This is a genomic window from Synechococcus sp. R5-15, assembly GCF_047462035.1.
Taxonomy (GTDB): domain Bacteria; phylum Cyanobacteriota; class Cyanobacteriia; order Thermostichales; family Thermostichaceae; genus Thermostichus.
Genome location: NZ_JANSIK010000022.1, coordinates 1 through 12094 on the forward strand (window position 1 = coordinate 1; position 12094 = coordinate 12094).

Consider the following 12094-nt stretch of genomic DNA (forward strand, 5'->3'; position numbering starts at 1 on the left):
GGCGTCGGCTACGGTCGGCGCTATCCTTCCCCGCCCTGAAGGACGGGGCTTGCCGCGCCTTTTGGTCAATGGGATCCCTCTCCTCAGGGCACGACCAACACCGGGCAGGGGGAGAGATCGATCACGCGGTGGCTCACGGAGTTGTTCTGCCCCTCTCCAGATAGGGTGAGGCCGCGGCAGCCCATCACAATCAGGCTGATCTCCAGCTCGTCTGCCACATCACAGATGACAAAAGGTACCTTCCCCTCTCGATACTCACTCTTGACGTTGCTAAGGCCGATTTGATGCAGGCCAGACTCCGTTTGCTTAAGCAGGTTGTGGATGTTCTGCCGGGCTTGCTCGGCTCGCTCCGGGTCAAGCTCCGTATCATCCAGCACAGAAAGCAAATACACTTGGCTCTTGTAGCGCTGTGCTATGTCCGCCACCAAGGGCAAGGCGTGGCTGGTCTCACGCGAGTTATCGATGGGAAAGAGCAGTTTGTCGAACATAGCCGAGGATCCCAACGGTCGACCCCAGTCCCTATCCAAATTCAAGTTCAAGGCGAAGGCTGACTTTATTCTACCAACTTTGCCGGGGGCTGAAGGATCCCAGCCCATTTTCCTATTGTGAGGGGCTCGACCTTAGCCGCTTGGCATCAACCGGAAACGGGAGCCCTTTTGGATAAGCAGTAGAAGACGCCCTGCATACTGCTCATGGGAAAGCCCGACCTTTTGAAGCTGTGCTTGGCTGGGGTTTACGCAGTTCCTGCCGTTGGGCCACTTCCAGATCAAGCTAAACGGCAATTGGGATCTAGAGCCGCAGAAAAGGTCTCCTGGATCTGCTGTTGCTGCAGGGATCCCTCGGGCAGTTGCCTATTGTTTTTGACAAACCTGGCATTCCAACTCGCTGTCAGGGCACCATCCACAAAATCTGCATCTGATAAAAGGCTCAAAGTTTGCTGCAGTTCTGCCGTGTTGAGAACATTGCCAATACACAAAAAATATTCTGGAAACCCAAAAAATCAGAAGAGGCCAAATCCTCAGTAGCATGAAAGTTATTCCTATGTAAATCTTATCTGGCTTTGATTGCCTCTTTGGAACGAATCGGTAGAAATGGCCAGCGGAAAATCGAGCGCACTTCCCCCCTCTGCAGACCTCAACCGGTTAGAGCGTGCAAGGCTCCTGTTGCCCGCCGCAGAAACCGCAAGAGAAGGTTAAGCTAAGGCTCTGTTGGCCCCTGACCATCAGATTGGCAGGATGGGTGTCATGTTCCAGATCCAACCCCTGACCCCGGAACGGATTGCCCGTATGGCGGCGGGAGAGGTGATCGACTCTCTGGGGGCAGCCTTGCGGGAATTGCTGGAAAATGCCCTCGATGCCCGGGCCACCCGCATTCAAGTGGAGATCTGGCCGACTCGCTGGCAGGTGCGGGTGGGGGATAACGGCCACGGGATCCCGGCTTCGGAACTGGAGCAGGTGGCCCGTCGCCACACCACCAGCAAACTGGAAGGTCGCAGCCTGGGATTTCGTGGGGAAGCCCTGCACAGCCTAGCCCGCTTGGGATCCCTAGCTATCCAAACCCGCCACGCTGACGATGCTCACGGCTGGCTGGCCGCCTACGACCGACAGGGGGAGCTGATCCACAAGCAGCCGGCAGCCACTGCCTTGGGAACGGTGGTCACGGTTGCGGATTTGTTTGCCGACTGGCCGCTGCGCCGTCGGGCCTTGCCTCAAACTCGCCCGCTCCTGACCCTGGTGCAGAATGCAGCCCTAGCCCATCCCTGGGTCAGTTGGCAGGTGCATCAGGAAGGGCAATTGCTGCTCAGCCTCTGGCCGGGAAAATCTCTGCAAGATCTGCTGCTGCAGGTGTTGCCGCAGTTGGATCCCACGGATCTGCGCTATCGGCGGATCCAGGATGGGGATAGCGATTGGGAAGTGGTGCTGGGCCTGCCGGATCGCCTGCATCGCCCTCACCCCGATTGGATCCGCGTAGCCGTAAACGGGCGGTTCGTGCAGATGCCCGACTGGCAACGGCTGATCCAGTCGGTTTTTCACCACGCGTTGCCTCGCCACCGTCATCCACTGGTGGTTGTTCACCTGCGCCTGCCCCCAGAGCAGGTGGATTGGAACCGTCATCCTGCCAAAAGCGAGCTCTACCTGGAGAATCTGACGGCCCGCCAGGAGCAGTTGCGCCAACACCTGCACTCCCTTCTGCAATTGGGATCCGAGCAGGCCAGCCGCCGCTCTGTGCATCTGATCCGGGCCAGCGAGGCCAAGGTGGTCTATCGAGTCTCGCCCGATCTCCAGAGCCGTTTTCCTCCCTCTGACCGCCCAACTTCTCTCCTGCCCCCCCTCAAGGCGCTGGCCCAACTGCATCGGACCTACATCTTGGCAGAGCACCCCCAGGGGTTATGGCTGGTGGAGCAACACCTGGCCCACGAGCGAGTTCGCTATGAGTACATCCGGCAGCATTGGCAACTGGTGGCACCGGCGACGCCCGTAACGCTGCAAGGACTATCGCCCCAAGCCCTGGAGCGGTTGGAGCAGTTGGGGCTGGAGCCGGAACCCTTCGGCCCCAATACCCATTTCATTCGACGCCTCCCTTTGGCTTTGGATTCGGAAGATCCAGAAGAGGTACAGGGATCCCTGCTAGAGCTCAGCCGCTGTCAAGATTTGCAGGCAGCTCAGGTGGCGGTGGCCTGTCGAGGGGCCTTGCGCAATGGGATCCCGCTGACCCTAGAGCAGATGCAAAAGCTGTTGGAAGCCTGGCAGCGCACCGCCAACCCCCACACTTGCCCTCATGGTCGCCCGGTCTACCTGGCCCTGGCAGAAAAAGATCTGGCCCGTTACTTCCGCCGCCGTTGGGGCCTCTGCGACCGGCCTATCTCCGACTCCAAACTGGGATCCCTATGGGAGCTGGATCCGCTGGGAGACAGGTTTGCCGCCCAGGTGCGCTCTTCTGCGTCGGATCCCACGGACGAGCCCAGCTCCACCCCACTATAATCGGGGGTGTCCAACTGCTGAAACCCCTGAAACTCCATGGCTTCTTATCTCAAACTCAAAGCCCAAGAAGAGACCTGGCTGCAGCGCCATTCCCGTCTGATCTTGGCGATCTTGGCCAGCCTGGGATCCCTGCTGACGGCCTATCTCACCTACACCAAGCTGACGGAGCAGCCCGCCGCCTTCTGCACTGGGGATGGAGGGTGTGACCTGGTGCTCTCCAGCCGTTGGGCAGAGTTTTTGGGGATCCCGACAGCGGCTGTTGGCCTGCTGGGGTTTCTGGGAGTCTTGGCGCTGGCGGTGCTGCCGGATGGGCTCCCATTGGTGAAGCGGTGGCGCTGGCCGGCCCTGTTTGGCTTGGTTTCCGCCATGACCGCCTTTGAGATGTACATGCTTTACCTGATGGTGGCAGTGCTACGGCAATTCTGCATGTACTGCACCACCGCGATCATCTTGGTGGCAGGGCTATGGCTGGTGACCATGCTGGGCCACCGCTGGTTGGATTGGGGCAAGCTGGCCTTCAGCTACATTCTGGTGGCCTTTCTCACATTGGTGACCACGATTGGGGTGTACGCCAACCAAGTTCCCCCGCCTAGCCCCCTGGCGGTAGGGTTAGCAGCCCACCTGCGGCAGATCGGCGGCACTATGTACGGGGCCTATTGGTGCCCCCATTGTCAAGACCAAAAGGAGCTGTTCGGATCGGCTTTTGAGCAAGTGCCCTACGTGGAGTGCTCCCCCAACGGCCCCGGCACTCCACAGGCTCGAGAATGTACAGAAGCGGGGATCACCAGCTATCCCACCTGGATCATCAATGGCCGCACCTACACAGGCGTTCGCTCTCTGGAAGCCTTGGCGGTGGCTTCTGGCTATCCGCTGGAAGAGGGCAGATAAACCTCTGGGGTTGGGGTGAGGATGTGAACTCGGTTGCGCCCTGCCTGCTTGGCCTGGTAGAGCGCGCTATCCGCCTGCTGCAAGGCAGCTTCCGGCTCCAGGCGGTAGTCTTCGCTGAGCACGACCCCACCGATGCTGAGGGTAACCGGCAAGCTGCGCTTGGGGGAGATGTCAATGGGCCGTTTGGCAATAGCCTGCCGCAGAGACTCTGCGTAGCGACCGCAGCGGGGGGGGCTAAGCCCGGGCGTAACGCAAACAAATTCTTCCCCACCATAGCGGTAGAGCAGGCTGGAGGGCCGCAGTTGATTTTGCAGCCGCCCGACGATGGCCTGCAGCACACAGTCGCCAATGTAGTGGCCGTGGCTGTCGTTGATTTGCTTAAAGTGATCTACATCCATCATCAGCAGGCAGAGATAGCGGTAGCGAGCTTCCCCGCGGGCTCCCACCTGCTTGAGCAAATGGGGCAGTGCCTGATCCAGAGCTCGTCGGTTTAGCGCCCCGGTCAAGGGATCCGTCAAAGACAAAGACTCCAACAACTCATTGCGGGCTCGCAATTGCCGGTTGGCCTGGGCCAAAGCTTGGGTGAGCCGCTGGAGACGTAACCCTGCCCGCACCCGCGCCCGCAGCTCCTCGGGATCGACCGGCTTGGTGATGAATTCATCCGCCCCCGCATCCAGCCCCTCTACCCGAGCCTCAACTTCAGAACGGGACGTGAGCAAAATGAAATAGACGAACTGCCCTGCTGCGGATCCCTTGAGACGGCAACAGAACTCTACCCCCGACATCTCAGGCATGACCCAGTCGCAGATCACCATGTCGGGCCACTCGCTCTCTTCCAAGCTTTGCAAGGAATCCCAAGCTGCTCGGCCGCTTTCCCAGCTTTCCACGTAGTACTGGGAGCCTGTGAGAACATTGATAATGTAGCAACGAACCACTGGGTCATCATCGACAACCCAAATGCGGGGGGTGCGAGCCGGAACAGAGCTCCAAAAGGCTTCTTCTGCAGGCCCAAGAGCCGAACCAGAAGGGTGGTATACAGAATCCAAGCCCTCCAGATCAAGGGATGACATAGTCTGATGACATAGTCTAAAGAGGAGCGCTCCATTGCAGCCAGATCCCAATCCTAGCGCCAACGGCTAGTTGGAACCAGAGCCGGGAGCGGCCAGACAAGCATGGTTGGAGGCCCGCTCACGGAGCGCAAGGTGCAGTGCTTCCACAAACTGCCGCACCCGAATCGGGTCGATCATGGGAAAGGGATCCGAATAGCCTGCCGGCATGCCTGCGGAACGGGAAGACCGCTTCAGAGAACTGGCCACAATTACTCCATCTGCCCGTCGGATCAGGCTGCCGATGTTTTCAGCAGTAGCCCCCGAGCCGATGAGCAGCGGCACCTGAGGAGCAACTTTGCGGGCCAGCTCCAGCTCCTCCAGAAGGGGTGGCTTGCCGGTGGCCCAGCCGGAAAGGATGATGGCATCGGCCAGGCCACGTTCCACCGTGTCGGTGATGGCCGCATCCAGACTGATGGGACCTAGGGGTTGGGCGTGTTTCACCAGCACATCGGCGAAAATCTTGATATTAGCCCCCAGCTCCCGGCGATAGCGCAGCAGGCGGTAGGCATTCCCCTCGATAATGCCTTGGTCGGTCACCATCGCCCCGCAGAGCACATTCACCCGGATGAACTGCGCCCCCACGCAGGCGGCAATTGCCAGAGCACTGCAGCCATCGTTGCGCAAGACATTGATCCCAACCGGCAGCGAGACCAGGGTTTTCAGCCGCTGGACGATGACGGTCATGGCGCTGACCACCGCTGCGTCCACCCGATCCTTGGCAAAGGGGGCATCGTAAAAGTTCTCGACAAGGATCCCGTCTACCCCTCCTGCAGCCAGGGCAGTAGCTGCCTGTTCTGCCTGAGCGATCACCCATTCCAAGTCCCCCCCCCAGCGGGGTGAGGTGGGCAGCGGCAACAAATGAACCACCCCAATGACCGGATGGGGGGTTTTGAAGAGGTGTTGCAGCAGGTTCACCGGCAAGCTTCCTCAGGGATCCCTAACGATCTTACGCCTGGATCTGACCCACAGGGGTATTCTCTGGGGGAAGTGTAACATCAGGGCTGGGGGGAGAAGAGCGGGCTAGGCCTCGGAGCAATTGCGGCACCATACCCGGCCCTTCGTAAACCCAGCCGGTGTAGACCTGCAGCAGGCTGGCTCCCGCTTCCAGTTTCTCCAAGGCGTCGGCCAAGGTGAAGATGCCCCCCACTCCGATGATGGGCAATTTTCCTTGGGTGGAGCGGTGGATGTAGCGGATGACTTGGGTGGAACGCTCCCGCAAGGGGGCACCGCTGATCCCGCCGGCTTCTGCAAGGATTGGCCTAGACTCCGCTGGTGCGAAGGGGATCCCGCGGCCAGGCAGGAAACGGGTTTTCAGGTTATCGCGGCGCAGGGTGGTGTTGGTGGCCACAATCCCGGCCAGTTGATGGTCTTGGGCCAGCTCCAGGATGCTGTCGATGTCGGGCCAGTCCAGATCGGGGGCGATCTTCACCAGGAGGGGTTTTCGCTTCTGATTTTCCCGCTGTAAGGCAGATAGGATGGGCTCCAGTTGCTCAGCAGCCTGCAGGGATCGCAGCCCCGGCGTGTTGGGGGAGCTGACGTTGACCACAAAGTAGTCCCCCAGCTCCTGGAGCAGCCGGAAGCTGGCCAGGTAATCGGCAGCTGCTTCTTCCAGGGGGGTGATTTTGGCTTTGCCCAGGTTAATTCCAATGGGGATGGGACGTTGCTGTAGCCGGCGCAACCGTTCCGCCAGAGCCGCCGCCCCTTGATTGTTAAAGCCCATGCGATTGAGGGCAGCGCGATCTTGGGGCAGTTGAAACAGGCGAGGTTTGGGGTTGCCCGGTTGGGGCTGAGGAGTGACGGTGCCCACCTCTACAAAACCAAACCCCAGGCTGGGCCAGACGCCCAGAGCCAGGCCATCTTTGTCGAAGCCCGCAGCCAATCCAAGGGGATTGGGAAAGGTAAGGCCCCACAGCGACACCGATAGCCGGGGATCCCGGTAGCAAAACAGTCGCTCCAGAGCCGATAGGATCCCGGTGGCCTGGGTGGTATCGATCCAGTGCAAGGCGCGCAGCAGGGCCATCTTGACCGTTTCTGGATCAGCTCTCAGCCCAGAAAAAAGAAGAGGCCACAGCACATCTCGGTACAGGTTCACCGCAAAGACCCTCTACAGGTAAACTGCCCCTTGGCTGTAGCTTGCTTCCGCGTCGCAAAAATCGGTGAGCAACTGATGGACTCCGGGCTCACTGCCAGCTAAGGGATATCCCATTGCAGCACTCAACGGTAACCTCTCTGGGCTTGCTCTTTGCCGGAGATGGAGTCCCTTTGCCGCTCAAGGCTGGCTCCCCAAACTGCCCCCAAGAGTAAGGTTACCAGCAGGTGAATGCGGCCATCCAACATCACCACGTCCAAAAGCCCTGAGGCAAAAAATGCCGTCAAGGCCAGCAGCATCCCCAACAGGACGCTTTCTTGCGAGCGCCGCCAAGCTTGCCATCCCCGCGCCAAAATCCAACCCCACAGGATCAGATGGCCCAGCAACAGCGGGATCCCACCCTCAGCCGCCAGGTGCAGGTACAAATTGTGGCAATGGCCCAGCAGCTCCGGCGGATCTTGAGCATTGTAAAGAGCGGCAAAGCTTTGCCAGCCCCAACCGGTCAAGGGCCGCTCCTGCACCATCTGCAGGGCGAATTGCCAAGCATCCAGCCGGTTGGCGGTGGAACTAAAGTAGAGCGCTTGAGGATCGAAGGTGTCTGCCAGACGGCTCCAAATCAATCGGGGCACTACGGCCCGCCAGCCCGGCCAATCCCAAGCAGCAGCCAAACCGGCCAATCCCAGACCGGCCAAGATCCCGATCCCCCACCAACAGCGCCGTAGGGCCAGCCCTATCACCAGCGCCAGCCCCCCCGCTCCCCAGCCGTTGCGAGAGGCCGTCAGCAGCAACAAGAGGGATCCCAGCCCCAGCACAGCTCCCAGCCCTACTGCCTGTGGCCAGTCTCTATCGGCTCGATCCAGCCACAGCCCTGCTGCCAAGCACAGGTGGATCACCAGGTAGATGGCTAGGATATTGGGGGAAGTAAAAGCTGCCGCCGGTCGCTCTCCCCCGGCAACCCCCGTGATCCAAACCGGCCCCAAGAAGAAGTGCCCCTGCCATTCCCACAGCACTTCTCCCCAACCCAAAAGCAGCATCAGCCCGCTGCCCAACACCAACATCTGGGCCAAACGCCGACGGCCTACAGGATGGAACTCCGTCCCGCTACCGCGAGAGGCCAGCGCATCGGCAAAGGCCGGCAGCATCAACAAAAAAGGCCAGTAGTTGAACATCCCCGGCAGGCTCAGTCGCCAATCCTCCCCCCAAAAGGCCACTCCCACCGCAGCCAGGCTCAGGAGAGCCGCCAGTCCAAATAGAGGATCCCGCAGGATCCGGCCACCGCAGCGGGTATAACCCTGAATCGTTCCCACCAAAGCCAACAGCAAGCTGGGGGCCAGATTCACCGGGATCAGCGCCGCTGCCGCCAGCAGCCAGCCCCTCGGCTGAGAGGGCAAGGGATCCGGCGATAACTCGGGAGACAAAACCGGTGCCGAAGAAGACATCACTCATCCTCAAGGGGGATCCCTGGCCTTACCCGCCCCTGGCCGAAGTAACGCCCAAATTGCAGCTCGTACACCTCATCCTCATCCTGGGTTTCTACCCACAGCTCCGAGCGGGCATAGCCCACGCACAACAGCCCATACCCCTGCTCCTTCAGCTCCCGCGAAATGCCCATTGCCTCCGGCTGATACAGGGATCCCCGCCGTACCCGCACCGCACAGGTGGTACAGGCGCCATTGCGACAGGCAAAGGGCAGTTGGATCCCTTGGGCCTCGGCGCTGGCCAAAATGTATTGATCCGCCGGCACCTGGATTAGATAGTGAGTGTCCCGTTGGCGGTCATGGATGTGAACCGGGTAAGAAGGGACAGAAGAGGAAGAACGCATGGGGAAGTGGCCTTTTTGCAGAGCAGAAATCTTTTTCATGATTCCACAGGATTTTAACCACTACCCCACCAAACCTGAACCGGCTGGGGATCCCCAGGAGCTGAAGCCGATCTGTTGGTGGGTCTAAAGATAAACAAACAGACCCCGAGTTGGTTGTTGAGATAAGCTACAGGTAGGCCTCCCAAGGAGAGCATCCCATGCTGGAAACCCCCAATGCCAATCTGGCTTCACTGGAAAAACCTTCGCCTTCCCTCTCTGCCGAAACCCTCAACAAGCTGATCGAGAGCAATGCTGAAAGTCGGCCTTGGGGCAGCTTTACAGTGCTGGAAGAGGGCCCTGGCTACAAAATCAAGCGGATCGTGGTGCTGCCCAAGCATCGCCTCAGCCTGCAGTTGCACTACCATCGCAGCGAACACTGGATCGTCGTTGCCGGCACCGCCAAGGTCACCTGCGGAGATGAAGAAAAGCTCATCACGGCCAACCAATCCACCTACGTGCCCCCTTGCACCAAGCATCGCCTGGAGAACCCTGGCGTCATCCCTCTGGTGATTATCGAGGTGCAAAACGGCCAGTACTTGGGCGAAGACGACATTGTCCGCTTCAGCGACGACTACGCCCGGGTTAACGGTGGGCAAAAGTAGCCAATCCCAATGGCCTAGGCGAGCTCTTCGCTGCTGAGGATCGCGATCCTCTAGAACAGCATCACCAGCAGGGCAACCACTAACAACAGCACAGCCCACATAGCCTGCCAGAAGGGATGGTAGCTGGTGATGAGCTGGCCATGGCGGCTTTGAAAGCGGGCCAGATCCAGGTAAGGGGCCACCCCCCGTCGGAACCACCCCACCGCGGATCCCTCTTGGCCGATTACCCCCCCTGCCTGGCGCGCTCCAAACAGGAAGTTGCCCAGCGGCCCAAAGCGGGAAGCATAGCGCAGGAAGATCATCCCTGTCTCATCCTGGAACTTGAGATCGGAGCCGAAGCGATAGCCCGGATCCCCCCGCCCGATCACCCGCCCCTCCAACTGCATCGGCAACCCGCGCAAGGGGCTGGCGTAGGGATTGCTCATGGCCTTCAACACGGTCAACGCTGGCGGGTTTTCTAAGCTGGGGTACATCACTGTCATCTTCAGCAGCAGGCCCAAGCCCACCCCCATCAGGGTCAGCCCGGCAAACATTTCATAGAAGCCCACCTGCAAGGCCGGGATCCCGAGCAGCGCCCCCACAATCGCCCCCAGCCACTCGGCGTTCAACAGCAGTATATCCAGCAGAAAGTTCCCGTAGAGCTGTTGCCGGTTGAGCTGCTTGCCCTGGGCAACCACGCTGGCCATATCGAACTCCACCGGCAGATCCAGTTGCTCCGCATAGGTGCACAGCGCCCGCACCCGTTTGCCCGTGAGGGGATGGGTGGAGTTCAGCTCCATCCACCAGGCCCAAGGGTTAAACAGATCCCACAAAAATACCCTGCCCACCTGGCCGGGATCCGAGGCAACCCGGTAGGCCGTCCCCGCCGTAACAGCCGCCTTGGCATCGTAGATCCCCAAAGCCCGCGTTCCTTCCAGCAGGCGAGCACTGCGCTGTCGGGTTTCCTCATCCCGCTCCCGCTCTCCCTCTTGCACAATGCCGTAGGCAATTTTCACCAAAGCCCGCGAGAGCCCATTGGGGTTGCCGGTGGTTTCGGCGGCAAAGTGATCGGCAAAGTACTCCCGCACCCGCGACAGATAGAGCAATAAATAGGAGCCAGCCACGTAGAAAAAGTAGGCGACCAAGGCCAGGGAGCGGAGGCTGCCCCTTTTGCCGTTGTCGCGCGCATCCCGCATGTAGACGTAAAGAAGGTAGAGAATCTGCACCAACGTGGAAGCCAGGGTCATGACGGCGAAATCCCAGTGGATCACATGCCCCAGCTCGTGGGCATAGACCGTAGCCACCTCTTCATCTTCCAAGTAGGTGAACAACCCTTCGCTGACGACGATGCGGGCCGTATCCGGCAGGCTGCCGTAGGTAAAAGCAGTGGGGTTTTGGTCGCGGATCAGCCCCAGCTTCGGCTGCTTCAGCTTGTACTGGCGGCAAACCCGTTGAATCACCTCTGCACTCTCTGGGCTGCGACGCCCAATTTCCGCCAAGCTTACCCACTCGGTGCCATAGAGGCTGTGCTGGATCCAGTCCATCAGCCAAGGGGACAAAAAGAAGATCAGGGCATTGAAGGCGAGGGTGAGCAGAATGGCGAAGATGAAAGAGCCCAGAGAGAATCCCCCCTCTAAGCTGCCCAAGACGGTCAGGAAAAGCACAAACACCATACTGAACAGCAGGCTCAGGGTCACACCTGAGGCCGCCGTCAGGTTGCCGGCAAAGCTGGCCAAAATCAGCGAGACCCCCACCTGAGGCGCGCGGTAGCTGCGCTTGGTTTGCCCAATTTTGAGACCTGAGGTGGCGGGATCCAATTCCGCTAGGGTGCGGCTGGGGTTGAAGCAATAGCGGCTCAGCCAAACGCTCAATAGACGCAGCTCGTGAGGATTCAGGCTTTTCAGAGGCTCCAGCCACAAGGCCGCTTCCACCGATAACATCACCGTCGAGACGGCGCTGGGATTGCGAAACAAGGTGGGCAGGAGGGGCAGAACCTCCTGCTTTTGCCCAGAAGTGAGGCCGTGAAAACCCAAAACCGCCTGGCGGAGCAAACCAGGCGGCTGAGGAAGGTCGGCGGTAAGCAACTGGCGATCGCTGACAAAGCAGTAGCGGCTTAGATCCGGACTCTCCGGGGACTCCGTCCCACTGACGGGTTCGCGAGAGGGTCGCGTAGCGGTAAAGTGCTCTGCACTGCTAACACGACCGGGATCCACCTTGTCTGTCGCCGGCTCCGGATCCAGCCTCACCTGAGTTTTCCAGTCGGCAGCCTGCTGGCCCATGGGGCGGCTGTAGAGGGCCAACCGTTTGACTTGGGGGTAGCGAGTGGGAATCGTCTTCTGGAACCAGGCCGTCAACTCCTCATAGTTGAGAGCAAGGCCGGCAGGGCGGTTGATCATAATGACAAGGGCATAAGCCTTGGGGCTGTCCCGGAGCGGTTGGGCTTTGGCCTGTAATCTAAGGTGGGGATTGGCCAGCGCCTGCTCCAGCCACTGCACCACTTCCTGTTCGTTCATGGCCCTGATACATTTACGCTGAACACTGCTGAACATCACTGTTCAACTATGCAGCGATAGCATTCTGTTTGT

At 59.9% G+C, this 12094-nt stretch carries 10 protein-coding genes and 1 pseudogene; 3 read left to right on the plus strand and 8 right to left on the minus strand.

What is annotated here, in order from left to right; all coding sequences use genetic code 11:
- Positions 1–83: 83 nt before the first annotated feature.
- Positions 84–488 (minus strand): universal stress protein, encoded by a 405-nt coding sequence (locus NW839_RS02440; RefSeq protein WP_011433838.1) that lies wholly within the window; start codon positions 486–488, stop codon positions 84–86.
- A gap of 293 nt (positions 489–781) precedes the next feature.
- Positions 782–976, minus strand: a pseudogene (locus NW839_RS02445) (PKHD-type hydroxylase); the annotation flags it as partial.
- Positions 977–1244: 268 nt separating this feature from the next.
- Between NW839_RS02445 and mutL the strand changes: the two are divergent.
- Both mutL and NW839_RS02455 read left to right on the plus strand, forming a co-directional pair.
- The gene (mutL, locus tag NW839_RS02450; RefSeq protein ID WP_414350987.1) at positions 1245–2981 is read left to right on the plus strand and encodes a DNA mismatch repair endonuclease MutL; all 1737 of its coding nucleotides are present in this window, start codon (positions 1245–1247) and stop codon (positions 2979–2981) included.
- 36 nt (positions 2982–3017) lie between these two features.
- Positions 3018–3869, plus strand: a complete 852-nt coding sequence (locus NW839_RS02455; RefSeq protein WP_414350984.1) for a vitamin K epoxide reductase family protein — start codon at positions 3018–3020, stop codon at positions 3867–3869.
- Here NW839_RS02455 and NW839_RS02460 read toward each other — a convergent pair.
- The 5 genes from NW839_RS02460 to NW839_RS02480 form a co-directional block, all read right to left on the minus strand.
- Positions 3845–4939: a diguanylate cyclase gene (locus tag NW839_RS02460; protein ID WP_414350983.1), complete on the minus strand. Its 1095-nt coding sequence runs from the start codon at positions 4937–4939 to the stop codon at positions 3845–3847. The two genes, NW839_RS02455 and NW839_RS02460, sit on opposite strands and share 25 nt — an antisense overlap.
- A 66-nt stretch (positions 4940–5005) precedes the next feature.
- Positions 5006–5893, minus strand: a complete 888-nt coding sequence (btpA, locus tag NW839_RS02465) for a photosystem I biogenesis protein BtpA (protein WP_414329797.1) — start codon at positions 5891–5893, stop codon at positions 5006–5008.
- 31 nt (positions 5894–5924) lie between these two features.
- Positions 5925–7070, minus strand: coding sequence for a quinone-dependent dihydroorotate dehydrogenase (locus NW839_RS02470; protein ID WP_414350981.1), 1146 nt, complete (start codon positions 7068–7070; stop codon positions 5925–5927).
- 122 nt (positions 7071–7192) lie between these two features.
- Positions 7193–8506: an O-antigen ligase family protein gene (locus tag NW839_RS02475; RefSeq protein ID WP_414350979.1), complete on the minus strand. Its 1314-nt coding sequence runs from the start codon at positions 8504–8506 to the stop codon at positions 7193–7195.
- Positions 8506–8889 carry a 2Fe-2S iron-sulfur cluster-binding protein gene (locus tag NW839_RS02480; protein WP_414350989.1) on the minus strand — a complete coding sequence of 128 codons (384 nt, stop codon included), beginning with the start codon at positions 8887–8889 and terminating at the stop codon, positions 8506–8508. Before NW839_RS02480 ends, NW839_RS02475 begins: the two co-directional genes overlap by 1 nt.
- A 197-nt stretch (positions 8890–9086) precedes the next feature.
- Between NW839_RS02480 and NW839_RS02485 the strand changes: the two genes are divergently transcribed.
- Entirely contained in the window at positions 9087–9530 is a 444-nt protein-coding gene (locus tag NW839_RS02485; RefSeq protein WP_414350977.1) for a phosphomannose isomerase type II C-terminal cupin domain, read from the plus strand.
- Positions 9531–9580: 50 nt separating this feature from the next.
- On the opposite strand, the gene NW839_RS02490 is transcribed toward NW839_RS02485, so the two are convergent.
- Entirely contained in the window at positions 9581–12022 is a 2442-nt protein-coding gene (locus tag NW839_RS02490; RefSeq protein ID WP_414350975.1) for a M48 family metalloprotease, read from the minus strand.
- Between the last annotated feature and the right edge of the window lie 72 nt (positions 12023–12094).

Excerpts from the sequence above, each read along its gene's own strand:
- mutL (WP_414350987.1), top strand. The coding sequence starts at position 1,245 with ATGTTCCAGATCCAACCCCTGACCCCGGAACGGATTGCCCGTATGGCG.
- NW839_RS02460 (WP_414350983.1), bottom strand. The coding sequence starts at position 4,939 with ATGTCATCCCTTGATCTGGAGGGCTTGGATTCTGTATACCACCCTTCT.
- NW839_RS02485 (WP_414350977.1), top strand. The coding sequence starts at position 9,087 with ATGCTGGAAACCCCCAATGCCAATCTGGCTTCACTGGAAAAACCTTCG.
- NW839_RS02455 (WP_414350984.1), top strand. The coding sequence starts at position 3,018 with ATGGCTTCTTATCTCAAACTCAAAGCCCAAGAAGAGACCTGGCTGCAG.
- NW839_RS02475 (WP_414350979.1), bottom strand. The coding sequence starts at position 8,506 with ATGTCTTCTTCGGCACCGGTTTTGTCTCCCGAGTTATCGCCGGATCCC.
- NW839_RS02490 (WP_414350975.1), bottom strand. The coding sequence starts at position 12,022 with ATGAACGAACAGGAAGTGGTGCAGTGGCTGGAGCAGGCGCTGGCCAAT.
- NW839_RS02440 (WP_011433838.1), bottom strand. The coding sequence starts at position 488 with ATGTTCGACAAACTGCTCTTTCCCATCGATAACTCGCGTGAGACCAGC.
- NW839_RS02480 (WP_414350989.1), bottom strand. The coding sequence starts at position 8,889 with ATGCGTTCTTCCTCTTCTGTCCCTTCTTACCCGGTTCACATCCATGAC.